At 33.3% G+C, this 19,514-nt stretch carries 32 protein-coding genes; 5 read left to right on the forward strand and 27 right to left on the reverse strand.

The annotated features are described in order from the left end of the window. Positions 1-31: 31 nt before the first annotated feature. The 7 genes from CN601_RS06935 to CN601_RS06965 all read right to left on the reverse strand — a co-directional run bounded on the left by CN601_RS06935 (position 32) and on the right by CN601_RS06965 (position 5,961). The gene (locus tag CN601_RS06935) at positions 32-991 is read right to left on the reverse strand and encodes a major capsid protein (RefSeq protein ID WP_098170589.1); all 960 of its coding nucleotides are present in this window, start codon (positions 989-991) and stop codon (positions 32-34) included. 26 nt (positions 992-1,017) lie between these two features. Further along, positions 1,018-1,629, reverse strand: coding sequence for a phage scaffolding protein (locus CN601_RS06940; RefSeq protein ID WP_098170590.1), 612 nt, complete (start codon positions 1,627-1,629; stop codon positions 1,018-1,020). A 92-nt stretch (positions 1,630-1,721) separates the two neighbouring features. Beyond that, positions 1,722-2,006, reverse strand: coding sequence for a Gp49 family protein (locus CN601_RS06945; RefSeq protein ID WP_257131636.1), 285 nt, complete (start codon positions 2,004-2,006; stop codon positions 1,722-1,724). After that, a complete protein-coding gene (locus CN601_RS06950) occupies positions 1,999-3,426 on the reverse strand; it encodes a phage portal protein (protein WP_179865471.1) in 1,428 nt (475 codons plus the stop codon). Before CN601_RS06950 ends, CN601_RS06945 begins: the two co-directional genes overlap by 8 nt. Positions 3,427-3,437: 11 nt before the next feature. Next, the gene (locus tag CN601_RS06955) at positions 3,438-4,706 is read right to left on the reverse strand and encodes a PBSX family phage terminase large subunit (protein ID WP_098170619.1); all 1,269 of its coding nucleotides are present in this window, start codon (positions 4,704-4,706) and stop codon (positions 3,438-3,440) included. After that, the gene (gene terS, locus CN601_RS06960) at positions 4,696-5,484 is read right to left on the reverse strand and encodes a phage terminase small subunit (RefSeq protein WP_098170593.1); all 789 of its coding nucleotides are present in this window, start codon (positions 5,482-5,484) and stop codon (positions 4,696-4,698) included. The genes CN601_RS06955 and terS overlap by 11 nt, the downstream gene beginning before the upstream one ends. Before the next feature lie 249 nt (positions 5,485-5,733). Beyond that, positions 5,734-5,961, reverse strand: a complete 228-nt coding sequence (locus CN601_RS06965; protein ID WP_098170594.1) for a hypothetical protein — start codon at positions 5,959-5,961, stop codon at positions 5,734-5,736. A gap of 318 nt (positions 5,962-6,279) precedes the next feature. On the opposite strand from CN601_RS06965, the gene CN601_RS06970 reads away from it, so the two are divergent. Then, positions 6,280-7,380: a GerAB/ArcD/ProY family transporter gene (locus CN601_RS06970; protein ID WP_098170595.1), complete on the forward strand. Its 1,101-nt coding sequence runs from the start codon at positions 6,280-6,282 to the stop codon at positions 7,378-7,380. Positions 7,381-7,412: 32 nt separating this feature from the next. Here CN601_RS06970 and CN601_RS06975 read toward each other — a convergent pair whose 3' ends face one another. Both CN601_RS06975 and CN601_RS26880 read right to left on the reverse strand, forming a co-directional pair. After that, a complete protein-coding gene (locus tag CN601_RS06975) occupies positions 7,413-7,838 on the reverse strand; it encodes a sigma factor-like helix-turn-helix DNA-binding protein (RefSeq protein ID WP_098170596.1) in 426 nt (141 codons plus the stop codon). Positions 7,839-7,870: 32 nt separating this feature from the next. Then, positions 7,871-8,026, reverse strand: coding sequence for a DUF6906 family protein (locus tag CN601_RS26880; RefSeq protein ID WP_179865472.1), 156 nt, complete (start codon positions 8,024-8,026; stop codon positions 7,871-7,873). 461 nt (positions 8,027-8,487) lie between these two features. Between CN601_RS26880 and CN601_RS26885 the strand changes: the two genes are divergently transcribed. Then, positions 8,488-8,646: a hypothetical protein gene (locus tag CN601_RS26885; protein ID WP_179865473.1), complete on the forward strand. Its 159-nt coding sequence runs from the start codon at positions 8,488-8,490 to the stop codon at positions 8,644-8,646. Positions 8,647-8,658: 12 nt separating this feature from the next. On the opposite strand, the gene CN601_RS06980 is transcribed toward CN601_RS26885, so the two are convergent. The 14 genes from CN601_RS06980 to CN601_RS07045 form a co-directional block, all read right to left on the reverse strand. After that, positions 8,659-9,081: a hypothetical protein gene (locus tag CN601_RS06980; protein WP_098170597.1), complete on the reverse strand. Its 423-nt coding sequence runs from the start codon at positions 9,079-9,081 to the stop codon at positions 8,659-8,661. Continuing rightward, positions 9,078-9,425 (reverse strand): hypothetical protein, encoded by a 348-nt coding sequence (locus CN601_RS06985; RefSeq protein ID WP_098170598.1) that lies wholly within the window; start codon positions 9,423-9,425, stop codon positions 9,078-9,080. The genes CN601_RS06980 and CN601_RS06985 overlap by 4 nt, the downstream gene beginning before the upstream one ends. 151 nt (positions 9,426-9,576) lie before the next feature. After that, the gene (locus tag CN601_RS06990; protein WP_098170599.1) at positions 9,577-9,990 is read right to left on the reverse strand and encodes a DUF1064 domain-containing protein; all 414 of its coding nucleotides are present in this window, start codon (positions 9,988-9,990) and stop codon (positions 9,577-9,579) included. Further along, on the reverse strand, positions 9,987-10,262 hold the full coding sequence (locus tag CN601_RS06995; RefSeq protein ID WP_098170600.1) for a hypothetical protein: 276 nt from the start codon (positions 10,260-10,262) through the stop codon (positions 9,987-9,989). The genes CN601_RS06990 and CN601_RS06995 overlap by 4 nt, the downstream gene beginning before the upstream one ends. Positions 10,263-10,393: 131 nt before the next feature. Continuing rightward, positions 10,394-10,621 (reverse strand): DUF8096 family protein, encoded by a 228-nt coding sequence (locus CN601_RS07000; protein WP_098170601.1) that lies wholly within the window; start codon positions 10,619-10,621, stop codon positions 10,394-10,396. Between the two features lie 166 nt (positions 10,622-10,787). Further along, a complete protein-coding gene (locus CN601_RS07005; protein ID WP_098170602.1) occupies positions 10,788-11,594 on the reverse strand; it encodes an ATP-binding protein in 807 nt (268 codons plus the stop codon). Continuing rightward, positions 11,594-12,355 (reverse strand): DnaD domain-containing protein, encoded by a 762-nt coding sequence (locus CN601_RS07010; protein ID WP_098170603.1) that lies wholly within the window; start codon positions 12,353-12,355, stop codon positions 11,594-11,596. The genes CN601_RS07005 and CN601_RS07010 overlap by 1 nt, the downstream gene beginning before the upstream one ends. 54 nt (positions 12,356-12,409) lie before the next feature. Then, positions 12,410-13,117 (reverse strand): hypothetical protein, encoded by a 708-nt coding sequence (locus CN601_RS07015; protein ID WP_098170604.1) that lies wholly within the window; start codon positions 13,115-13,117, stop codon positions 12,410-12,412. A gap of 34 nt (positions 13,118-13,151) precedes the next feature. Beyond that, a complete protein-coding gene (locus CN601_RS07020; protein WP_257131637.1) occupies positions 13,152-13,517 on the reverse strand; it encodes a replication terminator protein in 366 nt (121 codons plus the stop codon). A 29-nt stretch (positions 13,518-13,546) separates the two neighbouring features. Beyond that, positions 13,547-14,329 (reverse strand): recombination protein RecT, encoded by a 783-nt coding sequence (gene recT, locus CN601_RS07025; protein WP_098170605.1) that lies wholly within the window; start codon positions 14,327-14,329, stop codon positions 13,547-13,549. Further along, positions 14,329-15,231, reverse strand: coding sequence for a YqaJ viral recombinase family nuclease (locus tag CN601_RS07030; RefSeq protein ID WP_098170606.1), 903 nt, complete (start codon positions 15,229-15,231; stop codon positions 14,329-14,331). The genes recT and CN601_RS07030 overlap by 1 nt, the downstream gene beginning before the upstream one ends. Beyond that, positions 15,225-15,536, reverse strand: coding sequence for a Rossmann-fold NAD(P)-binding domain-containing protein (locus CN601_RS07035; protein ID WP_098170607.1), 312 nt, complete (start codon positions 15,534-15,536; stop codon positions 15,225-15,227). Before CN601_RS07035 ends, CN601_RS07030 begins: the two co-directional genes overlap by 7 nt. A 155-nt stretch (positions 15,537-15,691) precedes the next feature. Then, on the reverse strand, positions 15,692-16,492 hold the full coding sequence (locus tag CN601_RS07040; protein ID WP_098170608.1) for an ORF6N domain-containing protein: 801 nt from the start codon (positions 16,490-16,492) through the stop codon (positions 15,692-15,694). Next, positions 16,489-16,878 (reverse strand): hypothetical protein, encoded by a 390-nt coding sequence (locus CN601_RS07045; protein WP_098170609.1) that lies wholly within the window; start codon positions 16,876-16,878, stop codon positions 16,489-16,491. Before CN601_RS07045 ends, CN601_RS07040 begins: the two co-directional genes overlap by 4 nt. Positions 16,879-16,950: 72 nt before the next feature. Here CN601_RS07045 and CN601_RS07050 point away from each other — a divergent pair, with 72 nt between their 5' ends. Further along, positions 16,951-17,574, forward strand: a complete 624-nt coding sequence (locus CN601_RS07050; RefSeq protein ID WP_098170621.1) for a hypothetical protein — start codon at positions 16,951-16,953, stop codon at positions 17,572-17,574. 1 nt (position 17,575) lies between these two features. Here the strand turns inward: CN601_RS07050 and CN601_RS26890 are convergent, their stop codons facing one another. From CN601_RS26890 to CN601_RS07060, 4 genes are read right to left on the reverse strand one after another with little or no spacing between them, the layout of a single operon-like run. Beyond that, the gene (locus CN601_RS26890; protein WP_179865474.1) at positions 17,576-17,746 is read right to left on the reverse strand and encodes a hypothetical protein; all 171 of its coding nucleotides are present in this window, start codon (positions 17,744-17,746) and stop codon (positions 17,576-17,578) included. A gap of 36 nt (positions 17,747-17,782) precedes the next feature. Further along, entirely contained in the window at positions 17,783-17,914 is a 132-nt protein-coding gene (locus CN601_RS27470) for a hypothetical protein (protein ID WP_257131638.1), read from the reverse strand. Positions 17,915-17,926: 12 nt separating this feature from the next. Next, complete coding sequence (locus CN601_RS07055; protein ID WP_098170610.1) at positions 17,927-18,109, reverse strand: excisionase family DNA-binding protein; 183 nt, start codon at positions 18,107-18,109, stop codon at positions 17,927-17,929. A 51-nt stretch (positions 18,110-18,160) separates the two neighbouring features. Next, a complete protein-coding gene (locus CN601_RS07060; protein ID WP_098170611.1) occupies positions 18,161-18,379 on the reverse strand; it encodes a helix-turn-helix transcriptional regulator in 219 nt (72 codons plus the stop codon). 172 nt (positions 18,380-18,551) lie between these two features. On the opposite strand from CN601_RS07060, the gene CN601_RS07065 reads away from it, so the two are divergent. After that, positions 18,552-18,917 carry a helix-turn-helix domain-containing protein gene (locus CN601_RS07065; RefSeq protein WP_098170612.1) on the forward strand — a complete coding sequence of 122 codons (366 nt, stop codon included), beginning with the start codon at positions 18,552-18,554 and terminating at the stop codon, positions 18,915-18,917. Between the two features lie 97 nt (positions 18,918-19,014). Beyond that, a complete protein-coding gene (locus tag CN601_RS07070; RefSeq protein ID WP_098170613.1) occupies positions 19,015-19,476 on the forward strand; it encodes an ImmA/IrrE family metallo-endopeptidase in 462 nt (153 codons plus the stop codon). Positions 19,477-19,514 lie beyond the last annotated feature (38 nt).

Below are 19,514 nucleotides of genomic sequence, written 5' to 3' on the forward strand. Positions count from 1 at the left end.
AAGAGAGCCCGTGAAGACTCTCTTAATCAGTTTAGATTTTGTGAACGAATTTTACGACACGAATCTTTTTAGGATCATATACACGATTCCAGTTAGTAGCAGTCTCTAACTCAGTGTTTGTCGGAGCTGCACCTCCCACTGAAGCAGATTGGAACGCTACTCCACGTGGATGTAAAATCATTGTTTTACGGTTGATTAAGTAATCGTTACCTGCCAATGAGTCACGATCTGTTTCAGTCTCAACAAATCCTACTGGACTACCGAAACCTAATGCAACTGCTCCTTGTCCGAATAAATAAGTTGTGTATACTCCTGAACTGTTAGGAGTAGAATCGTCAACGATTACTCGTTTACCTAAGTAGTAAGGAACTTCTGGAGATCCTTCAGATGGTTTAAGGTACTGAATTAAATTTTGTTTTGCTAATGCAGCCACTACTGCTGAATGCATTACTACAGCTGATAGGGTCGACTGCGCATCTCCTAAACGATATGAAGCGTCAATGAAAGAAGACCCGCCAATTTTCTCAGCTCCACCAGTTAAAGCTGAAATATCAGAAACGTTATTTGACATTGATGCAGAAGCAAAAATACCTTTTAAAAGAGATAAAACTGTTTTTTGCATATCTCGTGCCCAGAAACCAGCAACTAAATCCCCAATCGCTTTCATTGGATCGCTACCTGCTAAGTTTGCTGCTAAATCGTTTGAGCTCCAAGCTTTACCACGACGTAAGATAACAGCAATATCTTGACCTGCAGTAATTTTATCTGGAGTAAGTGCACCAGAATCACTTAAAGATTCAGAAGCACCACTTAAATCATTCCAGTACGGCATATTGATTGTTCGTGCACTTGATGCTGCTAAGTCATCAAATTGTTGTTCGCGTTGAACAATTCCCGATTGATAAATTTCTGATAGCTCAGTTGTTCGATTAAGAACATAAGGATTAAAGACTTGAGGTACAATTACATCACTAATTTTAGTAAAAGCCATTTGTTTTCACTCTCCAATTTCATTAATTATTTTGCTTGCGCCATTAATTGATTTGCTAACTCAGGGTTTTCATTCATGATTCGACCTTGCTCTGTTAAATTAAATGACTCTTTAGCCCACGGGTTAGTGTTAGAGCTGTTATTCTTTCCAGGAGGATTGTTTGGTTTGAACCCAGTTAAATTAGGGTTGTTTGTATCCTCTGCTTTAAACAGATACGCATGATCAGTCTTCATTTTTGTTAATACATCATCCAATCCTTTTACTTTACCTTCTTGGAGCTCCAACCCTTCCCTAGGTAAAAGCTTAAGGACTGTTTCTAAGTTATGCGCATCTGTAATTGATAGCTTAATAGCTGTATCTAATTGAAGCACATCATACTTATTCTTCCAGTCAGAATTAGACGTCTCTAAGTCTGCTAGTTTTTTAGTTAGCGCTTCGTTATCATTACTAAGTTTAGATAAGTCTTTGATTTGCTTATCTCTATTAACGATTTCTGTTTCTAAATCTTTTTTCTTATTGATTTCATCATCAAGACGAGATTTAGGAACATATTGTGTATCTTTTGTTGCTTCTAAAATAGAGGTAACGACTTCCTCACCTACGTTATTTTTTGTTAATAAGGCTTTTAACCATTCCATCTTGCGTCCTCCTACACTGTTTAACGTGGTCGTGTCCACGTGGATTTTTGAGTATATAAAAAGCACATCATCTCGTGAAAGGAGAGTGTGCTTTATTTAGATTCGCTTATAGCTTTATGAGTTTGATAAACAAAATCTTGAAGTTTATAACCCTCTAATTCCCAAATCTTATTTGTAAAACGTTCCAAGATAATTTCTTTACCTATTGTCTTACAGAAATTAGCAGGATCTACACATGATGCATCTTCGACCAGTATAAATCCATTTGGAAGTGTGCAAACTCCAACTAACGTTTTATTTCCAAACTGCTGATATTCAATAGTTGACTCCTCTAAAATTTTGTCAACTTGTTCTTGAGTTACCGTGTTATTACTCACTTGTCTTACCTCCATTCGTTTTATTAGTGTCTATCTTCGAATTGCTATATGGGATTTCGATTTCTTTTTCCTGATCACTTTCAATTCTTTTTATCTCCTGTTGAACATCTTCAACCCATGGATGATGAGCTAACCTTGTTTCCATAGATAGTTCAGCCGAATTAGTAAACATTTCAACTTGTTCAGCTTCATTAAAGATCATTGAACGGTTGAATGTAAATGTCACGTCTTTATAATCAAATGAGCCCTTATTTGTTAACTTTAGATAGCTACAAGCAAACCACATTAATAGTCTTAATGACCTTTTAAATTTCCTTTCTAAGACATCGCTTTTAAGGTCCAAAAGGGCATATAAGAATTTAAGGGCCACACCTGTTTTATCCCCGCCCTGATTCTCTTTATTTGGATTAACACCTTGGCCAAATAAAAAGATATTCTCTTCGAAGCGATCAAGTTGAGCAGTTACGGTTGCAATAGGAGTCTCTTGTTTTAAAGAATCTACTCCGCCTTCAGCATCTACCTTTATTGATTTAAAGTATCTAAGATTGTCCATGAACTCTTGAAGATTCTCTCCATCGTATCCTTTTAATACGGTGATAAGCGATTGAATGTCCTCAATGTTATTCTGGGTATCTGAAACAGTTAAATCGTATGCATCAACTATTCTTTTATATGTTTTCAAGTCACTAATTCTTTCATCATTGTTAGCAAATTCAATAAATGGAACCTTGCCCCAACCATAGCCAACCTTATTAAAATAAAAGTGAGAAGCTGGATTTTCTTCGACCGTGACATCTAAATAGACAATTCCATCTATTTCCTCATAATAAGTTACTTCTTGATCGTCCCATACTTCAATCTTTTTAGTTTTACCATCAGCTAAATAGTAATATCTAATAATCGAATCTAGTTTCCTTTTATCTTTGGGATTATAGAGCGCGATTACTTGCTCAGCTGGGATAATCATATAATCAAAGTCGCCATCCTCATTAATAAAAGGTTGTAACCATTCTCTGCCTTTGTTACTAGCACCCTTTACCAACTCTGGTAAAACATCATCAAATTCCTCTGAAAAGATTTGATTAAGCTCCTTGGTAAATGCTTCGTGTTTCGATTTCATTGCAACAGGATTACCAGTTAGGTAGCCTACCTTCTGATCCACAAGAATCTTATGGTAATTATGCGGTATTCGATTGTTTGTTTTTGTATCGTCTACTACTTTTTTCTTATTCATGTCATAGTAATATTGTTTTCGTAATAAGATGTCGTTTTCAGACTCATAATACTTAATACCATCAAGCATATCCTGTGGATTATGTTGATTGATTAGCTCCTTGATTACTTCAGTTGTCTTAGGGCTATTCTCGGTAATAATCTTTATATACTCTTCTGTTAATGTTGGGGTTTCAGGATAAAACAAAGTCACACCTCCTACCATGGTTGGAAATTTTTCGGTTTCTTAAGGACTGTATTAACAAAGTAACGATCACTATCCATTTGATGGTCATGTTCTTTCTTAGGTTTATCCTCGCCTCGTTCAAGTGCTTTCTCATCCCAAATGTATGAAGAAAACTCTTTGAATGTTTCTTTGCAGCAATCATTGTATTTAATTGATTCCTCGTTTAAAGCACTAGCCACATTACGTATACCTTCAAGTACGTCGTTATTTGCTTTCTTAACTCTCCAAACATGCTTCTTTAACAGTGCAATGAATGAAGAAGCCGAAGGATCTATAATAATTGTATTTGCTAGCATTTTATCATCAACCGTAACAAACTCATTTAAAGCATCTAAATACTCGTTATCAGTCTTTTGAATAGCCTTTTTTCGGCCATCATAATGGTATTCTTTGGTTTTATACCATACGCCCTTATGAAGCCCCCATAAGCCTAATGCAAATGGATTCTGAGTACCATAGTCACAGCTAACATAATACTGTTCATATTCTCTATCGATTGTTTTGACCACATGCTTTTTATCAAGAAACATATCATAAATAAGACCTTCTGCATTAACCCATAAACCTAAAATATAGCGTTGGAAGAACACTCCACTAAACATTCGTCTAAATCGTTCTTTAACTGATTCAGCTAATGATAGGTTATCGTCCATCGTAAATTTTAGGTAAAGGATCTTCTTTTCCTTTGCCTTGTCTATAAATTCTGTTTTGAAGTAATGGTGTGGTCCTTTTGGGTTACAGTTCATAAACACTTTCGCACCGTCAACTGAACAACGACCAATCATTTGATCAGTGAACGATTTAGGAAACAGTGCTATCTCATCCCCAAATGCTCCAGCTGCTGTTAATCCTTGAAGTGTATCTTGGGAGGCTTCTGTGTTGGCTCCGAAAAGGTAGTAAGTGTTAGAACCAATAACAATATAATTTTCTGAACGGTTGTATTGATAATTCCACCCCCAGGCTTGTAGTATCTGCATCATCGGTTTAATAACGTTACGTTTTAATGAACCTATACTTTTACCTGCAACAATGAAGGATTCGCCTTTATAAGTAGATTGTGACCACTGTAGAAAGCTACATATCATAGATATCGTTTTGCCAGATCGTATTGCTCCATCGGCGATAACCATGTCCATATCTTCATACGGTGAACCGTCTCTCCAAAACCAAAGAAGCTTTAATTGTTTTTTTGAAAATGATTTAAATTTAAACGCTTTTTCCCGTCTCTTTTTAATCCTCATTTTCATCACCAAATACATCCTTCATCGCTTCAGCACTAGGTTTTGTAGCTTCATTGAAATTATCGATAACATCATCGTTAGAGTCATTATCTTCTGGATCAAGCAATTTAGTCTCTAGTTTTGTTTTAGAGATACTAACTCGCATTTGTTCAAGTTTTAATTTTCTCTCATCATCGATATTTGCCATATCATCGAATTGTCTTATTAGGCTTCGTAATTCTCCGATTGCCCTCGACTGTGCTTGAAGGAAGTTAGCATGTTTATCCCAAGCAAATTGAATTTCATATTCTTCTTCAGAAGTAGTGTCAGTTACCTTGGTCTTCTTAAGTTCTTTGGTCATATCAGCTTGATCTTTTACAAACATTATTCTTTGAGCTCTTATGATAGCTGCGTATTGAATATTAATTTGTTGCCAAAGAATGTCTAAAGGACTGAGTTCTTGAAGCTCTTCGATGATATCTAACGATTCTTTTGGAAGATACTTAGCAAAAAATCCATGTTTAACAGCTTTATTGTTTCCGACTGGCCCACCATGACCACCCTTATTCCCTAAAGCGTTCTTACTACCTTTAGGTGCACCTCTAGGTCTTTTAGTTTGTTGTACAACATTATTTTCTGTTTGTTGTACAACATTCCATTTATCTCGTTGTTTCCACACTGCTACTTTCTTTTCATCTTCACCAATTTGCTTAGCAATTTCGCGATTTGTAATGTTTCCATTATGACTTCGAAAAATATTAAAAGCCTTCTCTCTGTTGGGATTCTTCTCTCTAGCCACTCATTACACCTCACCTCCAAATGGTTTATTTATTCAAGTTTTCATGCAAAATAAAGAGACTTGGTATTTAATCCAAGCCTCAAAAATCCTTGATTTATCAACATTGTATAAAAACATGAATAAACAAGAAATATTCTTACGGCAAGAACCCTTACGTATCAAGGGTGTCCAAACTTTATAACTTCCTAAAACAACTATTATGTAAACTAGAAATGAATATCATATACATAATTTATGTCGGTTCTGAAATTACACTATATCAAATCCAGGTCTATCAATCGCAAAACCATCTTTGTCAACTTCAATAAGTCTAAACTCGATAACATTATTTAAGTTAACTTTTTTGGATTCATTTCCAAACCAGCTTGTATTACTGTATGTTATCTCGGTTGAAAGTTCATCCATTGATTCTCTCTCAATTTTTTCGATTCTTATCTCTTGCCCATTTACACTTTTAAAGTATACGTCAAAAAACATAATTATCACCTCCTTTTGTCCTGTTATTCGACAAAAGAAGTTTTATTCCCTCTAAACTAGACCCACCAAAATAATGGAGGATTGGGGAACCTCACTAACAGATCTAGTTTACAAAGAATAAGAAGAATAAAAAAGCAGCTCGATTGAGCCGCCCTTTAGATAGATTTCTATGTTATTAGAATAACCGGTTTTGTATATAGTATAAATTCATTGTATGAGTGAACCTAAAGCATACCTATCTTATTTATATTGCATATATTGGTAAAAATTGGGGACTTTATTTAACATTAGATTAAATATAGGCCTTGGGGTAAATCAATGAATCGAAAATTATGTATTAGTGGGTTTCAATTATTTTGTATGATTTTTTTGTTTGAAGTAGGAACAACTGCGATTGTTGGTATTGCACATACTGCAAAACAAGATGCTTGGATAAGTATATGCATAAGTCTTATCTTTGGTTGTTTATTATTTTATGTTTATATAAAATTATGTGAATTTTATCCAAACATTATATTCACTAAATACATACAACTTATATTAGGTAAATTTATAGGTAAATTACTAGCATTAATTTATATTGTTTATTTCATTTACATTGCCGCAAGAGATTTACGTGATTTCGAAGAATTAATGGTTATTAGCACATATGGTTCTTCGTCTTTAATATCGATAGGAATTATAATGATGATATTAGTTATGTATTGTTTATATAAAGGATTTGAATCTTTCGCACGTGCAAATGAATTCATTTTCTTGTTAATTATTTTAATGATTATTTTTTTAATTGGAATTGTAGTAATTTCAAATTTATTAGATTTCAATAACTTACGACCAGTATTAGAAAATGGATTAGAACCGATTATTAAATCAGTCTTTCCCACTACTATAACTTTTCCTTTCGGTGAACTAATAACTTTTACTATGATTTTACCTTTAGTAGAAAATAAAAAAAAAATAGTAAAGATTGGGATTTCAGGAGTATTATTCTCGGGGTTAATATTAATAATATTTTCAATAATTAATATAGCAGTATTAGGAGTTTCATTATTAGACCGAACTACTTATCCAATTCTTACTTCAATTAGTTTTGTAAATGTCGGTGACTTTTTACAAAGATTAGACACCCTAATTATTATGCTAATGGTTTTTGGAGCATTTATTAAAATGACTGTCTATTTTTATTGTGCACTTTCTGGTGCCGCAGATTTATTTAATGTAAAAAAATCCGAAGAACTAATTTATCCAATGAGTATAATAGTTATTTTGTTATCAGCATGGATGGCTGGAAACTATTTAGAACATATTGAGGTGGGGTTTGAGTTAATTCCAAAATTATTACATGTACCACTTCAAATTATCATTCCTTTAATACTTTTAATTATAGTGAAAATCCAAAAGGTATTAAAATCAAATTAATTTATTGATCACAGATAAGGATAGCGACTTAGCTATCCTCTTGTTTCAATAGTTTTTAATACCTTATATGCTGTGTATTCTTCAGCAAATTTAATAGTCCTCACCAGTTCAGCATGCTTTTTTTTAATATGACTTGAACTATAGTTAAGTTGTTCAGCGATTTCTTCTAAAGTACATCCATCAATGTATTTCAACCTAAGAACTTTATGATCTAGTCCTTTAAATGTACTTACAAGTATCACTAACTGTTCTTTTTGTTCAATTCTCTCAGTAAGTTTATTTTTTATCCATTCAATACGATCTTCTAATTTTGCTCCATCTGACTCTGCTTGTAACTTTACATCTGATAAATCACCAAAAACCCACCGTTTTAATTCTCTCTCTGATTGTTCTAAGTTAAATTCTAAATAGGATATTTCTTCTTCTAATCTTTGATAATCTTTTAACCATTCATACAAAGAACAATCACCTACCTTTTCATTCTTAATTTTTAATAATTAGGTAAAACCTTTTTGCTACCAGTCTCCCGATGTGCAATATGCAATTCATCTGGCAAGTTTTTAACTATTAGCCAATTCTCATGCTTTAACCCAAATGATCTTATTAAAATAGCTTGTCTCTTTGTTGGACGTTTACCTTTTTTCATTTTATTTACTCCTCTATATTTGTCGACACATTTTCCATTTTTTTACATAACATGTACTAAGCAAATATCTTCTTTGCCAAATATCACCTATTATTCATTAGAGAAGCCTTTTCCCAAAAGCTTCTCTCTTTTTATTTAAAAATAAGCCACAAAACGATAAGCCAAAATGGAATAGCAACAAGTGACATATATAAACACCCTCTAAATACTTCCATCATCTTCACCATGAAGTAATTTAGTAATTTGATAGATTGGGTTTTCAGTTATGATAATCATTCCGTTTCCTCCAATGTATAAATATCCCAATATTTACAAATACTCTAAATAAGTTCATAAGTTCTGAAGTTTCCCTAAAAATCCATCGGACCTTACGGACTATGCGGGCCAGACTTTCCCCTTTCTCTACAAATCCAGGCAGAATGATTGGCCCGTTTTATTTTTCTAATGCTAGGTGGTTAACGATGAAAGTATATATATCTTTTTTTTCTTTTCTAGTTGGATTTTTTTGTATTGCGCTGGGCCATCTTGAAAAAAATGTTTTATTAGTGATTTTAGGTTTAATTCTTTATTTTTCTCCCTTACTGATGGATCTTTACACACAAATTAAAGCCAAAAACTAGTGTAAATCCCACTCACCAAAATGCTACGAACGTAAATGTGGCAATAACACCAGCTAAAACCATTAATGAATGATTACGTTCACTTCTTAATTCAGAAATTAACTTATCCTGTTCCGACAATTCTATGATTAAAGCATTTTCGTTTTTATTAAAACGAATCATTTGCTCCTCAATTCTCTGTTGATAGTGAAGAATCTCTTGTTTGGCATTACGCAACTCATCGTTTTGTTCAAAGTATTCATTTCTTAACCCCATAAACTGACTGTAAAGAGCAGTATGATCATTAGTTTTGTTATCAAGTCGTTCTTGCAACATAACAGCATGTTCTCTAGCGTTACGATGCATTTGCTCATGCCATTTGCCGATTGCTAAATACCTTTTAGCTTTATTTTCAAAGTGTTTAACCCTGTTATTAGGCTTGAATTGTCTTTTCACTTCTTATCCCTCCATTTGTGTCTGAAATCAGATTTTTTAGCACCGTTCTGACCACATTCTTTAAATGAATGTAGAGGAGTAGTAATGGCTTTCTCTGGATCCCAACCTAAACTCCCTCGATTACGAAGGTTTTCAACACTAATTCCATATTTCGCAGCACGATCAATTTGTTCTTGGGTTGGTAACCATTTAAGCAAACTCATTTTTGCGCGATTCTTATTATCTGTTGGATTACTATATTTCTTTTCAATCTCTTCACGTTCCATCGCATGATTGATACGACAATGAATTTTTGATATAAAATCAGCTTTGTAGCCACAGCCTGGATAAAGACATGTTTCCATCGAATTCACTTCCTTTTATAGAAATACTTACTTTCATTCCCTAGTTGTGGCTCTCCATTAAAAATCTCTTCGTAATCCTTGGGAATTTCTACAGATATCGATTCGTTTTGGTCTTTCAGGTATATTCCTATTACCTTATTAAAAAACTTCTCTATGAGCCTTTTAAACACTTTTTAGCCTCCTTGCGTCTTTTGGTTGCTTCATCAAGTGTTTCCCATCCGAACTTCTTGGTATATGTTAAAAGTTTGATTGTGTAATCTGGATATTTGTACTCAAAAAGTTTTTGTTTAATCTTGAAGGCTTCTAGAATCATTCCCTTAATGTCGATTACCTCGACACTTCCATCAATGTTTGTAACTTCAAAATCTGCGATATAATTAATTGCTTGATATTTCTTACCGTTCTTTTCGAATTTAGGTTGTAATTCATACTTTGGTTGAATGATATATGATAGGATCTTGCACTCTTCTTGCAGCTGTTTAAGGTGTAAATAATAATCCCCTTCGATTTTTGAAGCGAATTTTATATTATCGATAACGACTTTCTTGGCACAGTACTTACTCATATTTTCAAATTCCTTACAACATCCTGTAGTGCAACCATATTTAGAATTTCATATCGTGTACCTTTAGTTCCTAAACTACGAGTCTTAAGAATTCCAACTATCTCTAATTTTCTAAGCGCAGCTACTGTTATTGAATTGGTAGCTGATAATGTTTTAATGCAAATTTTGCCTTTTTCTTCACCCTTTATAGTGTTGAAAAATTCTTTTACTGCAAATCCTTCTGAACGAGATAAACAATTTGCGACAATTTCAGTTGTTGTACTAATAATCATTGAGTTTTCCCCTTTCTAAGTTCGATCATTTATTAACCCAATCCAATTTTTCTCGGTTTAATCCTGCCTTTTATCTCTTGATCCATAATGAGTAAAGCTATTTCTGTTTGAGGTCTTTGAAAGATTTTAAGTTACTCTTTTTCATTGGAGTGTTCCATCCCCTTACTAAGTACTTTCATATTGTCCGGATCTATAACTTCACCACATTTTTTACATCCTCTAAGCAATCGGTGTTTAACAATTTTTAATTTAAAAGATCCATGTCCACAATTTGCACAGATACCAGGTCGAACAACTTCTTGCTCATCCTGTTCCATATAATTTTTTTGAAATAAATCGTTCCAACCTTTCTTTTTCATGAATTCCTCCGAAAAATTAGGTATATTTATAAATCTACCGGTATATAATTAAACCAAGCCTTGTCAAATGGGCACTCAAAGAACCTCCTGCTCCTGATTGTCCTATCATTCAGGAGCACCCTTTTTTATGTCCATAAGTTTAAACTTTTAGACTTAATCATTAAATTCATCTCATGTCCTTAGCAGTCTTAAACGTAATGATCGTTTCTTTCGTTACATCTGCATTCAATCTAGAAATCATTCGCTCATCATAGAGTTGTTTGGCTCGTTCTCCTCTAAGATTACTTGTCGTAATCGTCGACTTACCTTGCCTTGATTCATAGACATTGAATAGCAGCTTACTAATGAAATCACTTGCTACTTTCTCCGTATCAACTCGCCCAACTTCAGCTCCAAGATCATCAATGACTAAAATGTCTGCATCTTCCATCAGCTTCAAAAAATATTCCTGAGTATATTTTGATTCCTTGTTATTAAACGAATCTAAAATCAAACTAACCATTTTAGGAACACTGATAAATAAAGATCTTCTTTTCTCACTTACCTCTTTAGCAATTGCGTAAGCTAGGTGACTTTTCCCTACACCTGTATTTCCTGTTATAACGACATTGAAGTTGTTCCCGAATTTATACCATTTAGCACATTGTTTAGCTTTTTGCTTTGCTAAAGTTGTTTCTTCGCAAATAGTCTTATAGTTTTCTAGAGAACTATTATCAATCTTTTGATTAGAAATTATTGAATATCTTTCAAGATTCAAACTAACATTTGATTCTCGTTCTTTTTGAATCTTCTGATTTATTTCTTGTTGGAATGCCTGTCCACCAGAGTTACAAAAGCACTTTGGACAATTAGCTCGTCCATCTTTAAATTGAATCCATTGTTTTTTATGCTCGTCACAATATTTGTCGATATATTTAGCGCCACTGTTTCTAAAGCAAATCTCCATAACCGCATCAATATCTACTTTTTGCATTACCAACCTAACTCCTCATCCTCTTTATTTTCAATAATTCGTCTAGTTGATCCTTGCCTATTAGATTTCCTATTTTGGAATTCAGTATCAGCAGCATAAACATCATCAATGGATTTAATATTGTTATTTAACCAGTTTGATAGTATTGCTTTTGCATAACTCCATTGTTTCTTTTGATCATTCGTTCTTTTCAATGCCTCGAGAACTAATTCCTCATTCAAGTCTTCAATCCAATAAAGTAATTCTTCGCTTGTATGACTACTAATGACTCCGAAGTTGTTCTGATAAAAATCAAAAACATCATCATTGTTTGAAATTGCATTATTATAATCATTATTTACGTTATTAACATTATTAACATTATTGTTTGTGTCCGGTGGCGTTCTCTTAGCATTCTCTTGGTGTTCTCTCGGCGTTCTCTTTTGTGTTTCTGAAACTTGATAAAAGTCATAATTAACAATGGTTATAACCGTTCTTTTGGTGTTCGTTTTTATCGTTATCATTTGTTCCGATTCTAATAATTTCACAAACTTGTATGTTTTCGTTTTACCCCATCCCCAACGCTTAGCTAATTGGTCCATTGAAGTGATTTTTTGACCTCTTTTAACATCAATTAATTCGTTCCCTAATAGGACTTTATTGTCTTGGTGGTTAACCTCCATAAGAAGGTCAACCCAAGCTTCAAACCTGGAGAATGAGCGCTTTTCTTCGAATAACCAATGATCTCTGACCTTCCTATGAAGTGAAATCCAACCTATCATATGTTCCTCCGATATTTTCAAGCTAGAGACTCATTAGAGCCCCTAGCCATTTAATTAAGCAATTACTACAATACGTCCAGCTTCAATTTCATCTTTCAACTGATCTACTAAGTAAGCTTGAATATTCTTCATCGCTTCTAATTTCCAAGCTCCACCATCTGCTTCGAATAGTGCTGCCTGTGGACCATTCTTCATTCGGAAGATAAAATCACTTGTTGGTTGCTCTACTTCAACAAAAGTACGATATGGAGCTAGTTGAACAGGATTAGGTACTTTGACTTGTGATACTGTAGCAACGCCTGTTTTAGCTACTACTGATTGACTTACCCCATCATCACCGATTGTATTTACAGCTTCTTCTTTGATATTTCCAACAACTTTTAACATGATGTCACGATCTTCGTTTTGTACGAATGCTGATTGCAATTTGATATTAAAATCTTCTGTATCATGGAATCGGTCGAATGTGAATTGCGGTAACATCGCTACTGCATTAATGAATTCTTTTCGATTGAAATCATTATTAAATGTGCTGAACGCTTGAACTTTAACAGGATTAATTACTTGAACCATGACTTTTTCATCACCATCAAAATGTGACTTTAGGTATTCAACTAGTCCAGATAATGAGCGTACTTCTAATTCAGCTGGTGTTGGTTCTTTAGAAAGAAACATTTGTTGAGTTGAATATGATTGGCCATTAATATTTTCTAAACGAGTATTTCCTAAACTAACAATGTATTGGATCGCTTCTTTAATCATTTTTCATTCTCCATTCTATTTTTGAGTTTTTTTATTATTTAAAGCTGACGATTTTATTTCCGTTGTCGTCTAGAATTTCACCATTGTCATCTACATACGTTTGACCTTTAATACCACTTTTTAATTCCGCGCCTGTGATAGATCCATCGTTGTCGTAACCAAGAATAATTTGAGTTTCAATATCTTTTGCTGGAGCTAGAGTTGTTTTTGCAACAATACTTACTGAAGCAACATCACGCTTTTCATTACCTTTTAAAGTGATAGCTAAATTAATTTTTCTAGCTTTTTTAGCATCAGTATTTGGATCAGCTAAATTTTGAAGTACTTTCTTTAACTCCAGGTTGATTCGTTCAGCTACAGCTCCATCTGCTAAACTTTGTAAATCGATAATCTGTGACATAATAACTCTCCCTTTTCTGTTTTTTAGGATTATTCAACTGATATTTCAGGTTGATCCACAATTTCAAATTCTGCTTGTAATATTTCTGGCTCATCTGTAATAGTTTTGCGGACTGTTTCATCCTCTTGAACTGCTTCTTGGAACTCAACATCCATCGGAAGTTGTTTAACTAATTTCTTTAAAACTGTTTTCTTAGCCATTTCGTCAAAGTGGTCTTTCCATGGTCCAAACTTAGCTGTTTTACTAAATTTATCTCGATGCTTTTCAACATCACTGATTGACATTAATTCAAATTGAGCTCCACCATCTTTAAACCATGCAACTGCGTAATAGAGCCTTACTTTTCCTCGATCTACATCTAATGCAGGTTTATGAATGATGTTATCGTCAATTCCATATGAAACTTCGAATTCATCGTTTTCATAGACTTCACGAGCTTGGATTTTCAAAATTCGTCCACTACGTTGTGATAATTCAATTAATCCTCGGTAACCAATTTGAAATTGAACTTCTTTTCCATAAGGAATTAGATATGCTTGTCCAAATAAACCAGGCTCAAGTCCTAACTTTACAGATTGAAGTACAGCTGACATCAATGAAGGTACTGAGCATTCTAATAATTTAGGATTCTTTCGAATTTCTGATAATGCAATACGTTGAAAACGTTCTGTATTAAAGTGTTTAGGTGCAATTTGTTGAAATGTACCTTCATAAGCTTTTAAGTAGCTGCTAACTTGCTGAGCAGGGGTCAGTGGTACTTCACCAGTTTTTTTGTTTGTAATTTGATTTTTTAACGATTCATTTGTTGCCATCACTTAACACCAAACTTTCTATATGAATTTGTTTTCAAAACTGATTGGTAAACTTCAGGATATTTTTCCTTCAACACTTTGGAATCGACTCTATTTTGTTCTACATTTTTCCAAGTGATAACGTGATCGCCCGCATAACCAGTTTCATAAGTGCCTAATAAAGCTTTTAACTTGTTTTCAGCTAGCTTTTTATTCTCAACCCAAATCTTTTCGTATTGTTTTGCTTCTTCTAATTTTTGAATTAACTCATCAGCTTCATCTGGTAGTTCAATTTCACTTTCCTCTTCAGCTGTTGGATATAATCGACCTAATAAATCAGTTGCAGCATCCGATCCATCAAAAGCAGGAGGGACATTTTGTAATACGTTATAGTTCAAAAATTCAGTTTCTGCAGCAATAAGGTTTTCGATTAATTCCTCATCACGTTCAATTGTTTTCCAAACAAATTTAGAGTTATCAATCATGCATGCAATATATGCTCTTTCGTATCCTGTTACTGCAAGGTAATGTAAGCATTGGATTAAATACGATACTGGAACTTCATCATCTAGCCATTCCTTTGCTTTCCACCCTGTTGCGGTCTTGCATTCCAATATTGCTTTTTCACCAACTACTACTCGATCTAAATTTGCGCTCATAAATTCATGTTCTGGATGAATTAATAATTGGTTGTTTCTACGTACTTTTTTACCTGTTTCCATTTCAAACAGTTTTGCTACATTATCTTCTGAAAGGTTCCCCCAAATAATTGGCCATGAATTCTTTTGTTCAATTTCAATCTGACCAGTTTTTTCAAGCCAAAGTTCTACTTTAGATTTATATTTGTTAAGACCTAATACTGTAGCTGCATCGCTACCACCAATTGATTTAACGCGTTGAGAAATTTGTTCTTGAGTTAACATGTTCTACCTCCGTCAATTAAGATTTTAAGACCATGTACCAGACTACTCTTGTCTTGCTCTAGTAGAACCATGTATTCACTTATTTCAATAAGTTGTTTCTGAATCATCATATTTTCATATTTCAAACGGTTATTCTCATCAGTAACGCTTCTTAAACTAATGGCTTCGTAGCCTAACTTGTTGTGAAGACTTCTAATTTCTTCATCACGATCTTTTAACTGCTCTTCTAATAACGCTTTTTTAAATGCTAATTGACTAAACTTTCCTTTTAATGAACCAAATTCTTCTTGGCTTACAATACTCATCATTTTCCCTCCACTTGCATATTCCAGGAGTCAGCACATATAATAATGGTGTCGAGGCATTATTAAGAGTTGACCCTTCCGGTCAGCTTTTTTTATTTGTGTTTTTTAAAATATTCCAAATTTTTTTCGTATTTTTTCGCAAATTGGTTTAAAAATTATGATGCTGAATTTATTTGGACCTGATATTTAATTGCCATTTCTTTAACTACAGATAAATATATTTCTAGTAATCTTTTATCTTCCTCAATTACATCTAGCCTAGAAACTTTATCAATTTTAGATTTGGCTACACCCTCTAAAGCCATTTTTCTTTGCTTGTTCGTTAGACGTTGTTTTATATTCGACTCTGCACGTTCGTCTAATAATTTGTAACTTTCATTTCTTATTTCTTGATATTGTTTATGTCCACCAGTTTTACGAGCAATTTTGTTAATGATTTCAGTTGTTTCCTTTCTCCAGTCGATTGTATTTAAAGCAACGATCTCACTGATGTTATGTACCTGTTGTTTTGTTTCTTCTATTTCTTTGCTTAATCGATTTTGTTCTATTTGACTATTTGCTAACGTGTTAAAAATTTGACTAAACATTTGTAGCTCTGGGCTTAGTTGAGAAGTATCAATTGCATTTTGTTTAATGTTGTAATATTCATCAACTAACATTTCATAAGCATTCCAAGCTTCGTCTGTATTTAAAGATTTTGCATGAAGCCACGCTCCTTTTTCCGTCCAAAGGTATAAAACGTTGATATTTGCAGACACGCAATTTGCGTATTCGCTCTTAAAGCGTTTTAATTCTTCACCTTTTAAACAAATGAAGTGTTTGACTTCTTGGAAACGATTTTTGTTGCGATTGAAATTTTCCGAAACCCTTCTGTCGTCAGTTCCGTATGATTCTGCTAATTGCTGTGTAGTTAATACTCGAGCTCCATTTTGGTTGATAACTTGTAAATTACTCATTTAACTTCCCCCACTTCTAATTCTTCATCTATTGATACAAAAGCTTCTAAACACCAATTAATTGCATGATCTAGATATTCTTCTCGACTAATCGGAACTATTCGTTCACCATGTTTATCTATAATCTTTATTTCAAACTTTTCTTCATGTACCACAGCTTCAAGAAGAGTGTTAAATATTTCATTAAGCTTTTTGTCTACTACTGCTTTAAATTCTTTATATCTTTGTTCAACATTAGATTTTTTGTCTAAATCATTTGTTTCACCTTTTAATAATTCAACAGCTTGTTCAACTTGCTTAATCGCTGCTACTGGTACGTTTGGAAAACGCTGCATACCTTCTAACGCTACTTCTAATCTAACTTGTGCTTCTAAAATGTTTTTCACTGTTTCTCCTCCTAAAGGTTATTCCTCACTTCTTGTCGAATATGTACGAGTTAGAAGGAGGTGATACTATTGATTAAACAAGATACAAAAATTCAAATCGGTCTAACTCAATTTCTAGAATTTACTTTAAAAAATAGTGCAGCGAAAATGAATGCTATTAGAAAAATTAAAACTCAAACCGAATATCATCCAGCGTTTGATTATTGGAAACAATTACGCGATGAAATAATAAGTTTTCACAAAAACAACTTAGACATTGATACTTTTGAAAATTTAATTTCCCGTGTCGACCAAAGAAAAAAAGATAATTATATTCAATCCATTAAAATGTACTTAAAATTCATAAAAGGAAAAGAAACATTATGGATTAATCCAGGTAAATCTCATTGGATTTATGAAGATTTATTTATACGTTCAACTCCTGAAGTAGGAATATATATTGATAATGAACCTCATTTAATTAAGTTGTACTTCAAAGGTAAAAATGAGAAAGTGGATCGATACAATATTGCATCTACACTTACGATGCTTAATACTTCAGTTTATGAGAAGTCCCAACCCGAAGATATTCAATACTCAGTTCTAAATATTCAAAAAGGCCGCTTGTTTTCAGATAATGAATTAAACGAAGATAAATTAACCGCTTTAGAATCTGAGGCATCTCAATTTACGTATATATGGAATAGAATCAAATAAATTAGTCATGTGTTAACGAGTGCCCTAAGTCACTCATTACTTGCGCGCAAGTTTCACAAATCCACTCATTATTGTCTAATTCAAGTTGACCAATTTGTTCCTTACAAATGATACAGTTTTTACTTTGTTCAACCTCAGTTGCAGCTGGGGTTGTTTTTTCGTTCTTCTCCATCCCTCTCACCACCCTTCAATGCTTGTCCACTAATGGTTACTCCCCTTCGGGATTCCACAACCATTTATTAAATAATGCCTTTATACTCTTAGGAGCTATCATCATAAAAGCTAAAAATCCAGCTAATCCAAAACCAACCATGAAATACATTACTAATAAAGTAGTCATTTAGGTCCTCCTTTATCTTTGTTTACTTAACCAATCAAAAAACTGATCTCTGTTAACACGTTTTAATCTTCCTACTCGGATTAATGGAAAATCTTTTCTTTCCATCACCTCGTATACATGACTCTTGGTGCAACTTAAAATGTTTGCAACGTGATCTGCTGTTAAAATAATTGGTAATTCTTCAATCGATTGCACTTCTTCATCTCCTTGTATTAATAATTTTGTTTTACGGAAACTAACTATAAATCAAGTTGCCCTTTGACACGATTCGTTGCTATTTGTTTCAAAAAAAATTGTCCAATCAAAATTTAAAACTAAGGCAATTTTTTTACTTACATTAACACTTGGAGATCGTTCTCCGTTTTCAATCATTGAATAATATTGTCTTGATATGCCTACTTCATTAGCAACCTGTTCATGAGTAAGCTTTTTTTGTTGCCTAGCACGAACTAACCATTCTCTCATTTTGTTTCACCAACTCTCTTTTTAGCAACGAATCGTTGCTCTGTAATTCAAATATAATGCAACGTTTCGTTGCTGTCAATATAAAAAATAAACTTTTTGTTGCTTTTGTTTTATGCAACGAATAGTTGCATTATAATTAATTTAATAAATAAAAACTTTGAGGATAATTAAAATGTTAAAAGAAAATTTAAGAAGGTTGCGCATTTCGAAGAAGCTTACTCAAGAAGATGTAGCAAAAAAGCTAGAAATAAGTAGACAACGATATTCAAATTATGAAAACGGAGTTAGACAACCGGATCAGGAAATGTTGACGAAAATTGCAGATTTATTTGAGGTTTCTGTTGATTACATATTAGGTAGAGAAGAAACGGGAGGCAATCCTCTTGCTCAAATTCAAAAATTAGTAGAAGAACACGGAATCGAAAACATTAGTTTCTTTGATATCGAAAAATGGAAGAATCTTTCTCCAGCCGAAATCGAGTTAGTAAAACAGCACTTTGAAATGGTTGCAAAAATGGCGGAACAAAGAAATAAATAGTAACCCACTCAAAAATTTACACACCTGTGGTGTCATTATTGCCCTAAAGGGCTTTTCTTTTAACTAAAAAACAGAACATACATTCTAGAGGTGGAACATGCATACGACTGTTTTAGAAGATTACGTATCAACTTTATATAAAAATATTGGTATTTTTACGCCAGAAGATATCAATATCAAAAAAATATCAAAAAGTTTAAATATTTTACTGACTTATTCGGAATTCGATTCTGTCATGACAACTATCAAATCGGTTACGTGCATAAACATAGACTCTCGATTAAGTGAATACGAACAACGTGAAGTATTTTTCCATGAATTATGCCATTCGCTAAGGCACGTAGGAAATCAAATGAATTTACCAAAATCGTTTATTGAATACCAGGAATGGGATGCGCAGCGATTTACCTTATATGCTACCATGCCATACCACTTGGTTGAAAATCGTCATTGGGAGAATCCTATTGCTTTACAGAAAGTTTTTAAAGTTCCTTATCATTTGTGTGAAAAGCGTTTTAATCAATTAATCAATCGTTACCAAATTTTGAGTATCGGATAATCCTATTTAGAAAACTATAATGATTATGAGGTGATATT

It is taken from the genome of Bacillus sp. AFS017336, assembly GCF_002555445.1.
GTDB lineage: Bacteria > Bacillota > Bacilli > Bacillales > Bacillaceae_G > Gottfriedia.

Excerpts from the sequence above, each read along its gene's own strand:
- CN601_RS06935 (WP_098170589.1), bottom strand. The coding sequence starts at position 991 with ATGGCTTTTACTAAAATTAGTGATGTAATTGTACCTCAAGTCTTTAAT.
- CN601_RS06940 (WP_098170590.1), bottom strand. The coding sequence starts at position 1,629 with ATGGAATGGTTAAAAGCCTTATTAACAAAAAATAACGTAGGTGAGGAA.
- CN601_RS06955 (WP_098170619.1), bottom strand. The coding sequence starts at position 4,706 with ATGAGGATTAAAAAGAGACGGGAAAAAGCGTTTAAATTTAAATCATTT.
- CN601_RS06965 (WP_098170594.1), bottom strand. The coding sequence starts at position 5,961 with ATGTTTTTTGACGTATACTTTAAAAGTGTAAATGGGCAAGAGATAAGA.
- CN601_RS06970 (WP_098170595.1), top strand. The coding sequence starts at position 6,280 with ATGAATCGAAAATTATGTATTAGTGGGTTTCAATTATTTTGTATGATT.
- CN601_RS26880 (WP_179865472.1), bottom strand. The coding sequence starts at position 8,026 with ATGAAAAAAGGTAAACGTCCAACAAAGAGACAAGCTATTTTAATAAGA.
- CN601_RS26885 (WP_179865473.1), top strand. The coding sequence starts at position 8,488 with ATGAAAGTATATATATCTTTTTTTTCTTTTCTAGTTGGATTTTTTTGT.
- CN601_RS06985 (WP_098170598.1), bottom strand. The coding sequence starts at position 9,425 with ATGGAAACATGTCTTTATCCAGGCTGTGGCTACAAAGCTGATTTTATA.
- CN601_RS06990 (WP_098170599.1), bottom strand. The coding sequence starts at position 9,990 with ATGAGTAAGTACTGTGCCAAGAAAGTCGTTATCGATAATATAAAATTC.
- CN601_RS06995 (WP_098170600.1), bottom strand. The coding sequence starts at position 10,262 with ATGATTATTAGTACAACAACTGAAATTGTCGCAAATTGTTTATCTCGT.
- CN601_RS07000 (WP_098170601.1), bottom strand. The coding sequence starts at position 10,621 with ATGAAAAAGAAAGGTTGGAACGATTTATTTCAAAAAAATTATATGGAA.
- CN601_RS07005 (WP_098170602.1), bottom strand. The coding sequence starts at position 11,594 with ATGCAAAAAGTAGATATTGATGCGGTTATGGAGATTTGCTTTAGAAAC.
- CN601_RS07010 (WP_098170603.1), bottom strand. The coding sequence starts at position 12,355 with ATGATAGGTTGGATTTCACTTCATAGGAAGGTCAGAGATCATTGGTTA.
- CN601_RS07015 (WP_098170604.1), bottom strand. The coding sequence starts at position 13,117 with ATGATTAAAGAAGCGATCCAATACATTGTTAGTTTAGGAAATACTCGT.
- CN601_RS07020 (WP_257131637.1), bottom strand. The coding sequence starts at position 13,517 with ATGTCACAGATTATCGATTTACAAAGTTTAGCAGATGGAGCTGTAGCT.
- recT (WP_098170605.1), bottom strand. The coding sequence starts at position 14,329 with ATGGCAACAAATGAATCGTTAAAAAATCAAATTACAAACAAAAAAACT.
- CN601_RS07030 (WP_098170606.1), bottom strand. The coding sequence starts at position 15,231 with ATGTTAACTCAAGAACAAATTTCTCAACGCGTTAAATCAATTGGTGGT.
- CN601_RS07035 (WP_098170607.1), bottom strand. The coding sequence starts at position 15,536 with ATGAGTATTGTAAGCCAAGAAGAATTTGGTTCATTAAAAGGAAAGTTT.
- CN601_RS07040 (WP_098170608.1), bottom strand. The coding sequence starts at position 16,492 with ATGAGTAATTTACAAGTTATCAACCAAAATGGAGCTCGAGTATTAACT.
- CN601_RS26890 (WP_179865474.1), bottom strand. The coding sequence starts at position 17,746 with ATGGAGAAGAACGAAAAAACAACCCCAGCTGCAACTGAGGTTGAACAA.
- CN601_RS27470 (WP_257131638.1), bottom strand. The coding sequence starts at position 17,914 with ATGACTACTTTATTAGTAATGTATTTCATGGTTGGTTTTGGATTAGCT.
- CN601_RS07060 (WP_098170611.1), bottom strand. The coding sequence starts at position 18,379 with ATGAGAGAATGGTTAGTTCGTGCTAGGCAACAAAAAAAGCTTACTCAT.
- CN601_RS07065 (WP_098170612.1), top strand. The coding sequence starts at position 18,552 with ATGTTAAAAGAAAATTTAAGAAGGTTGCGCATTTCGAAGAAGCTTACT.
- CN601_RS07070 (WP_098170613.1), top strand. The coding sequence starts at position 19,015 with ATGCATACGACTGTTTTAGAAGATTACGTATCAACTTTATATAAAAAT.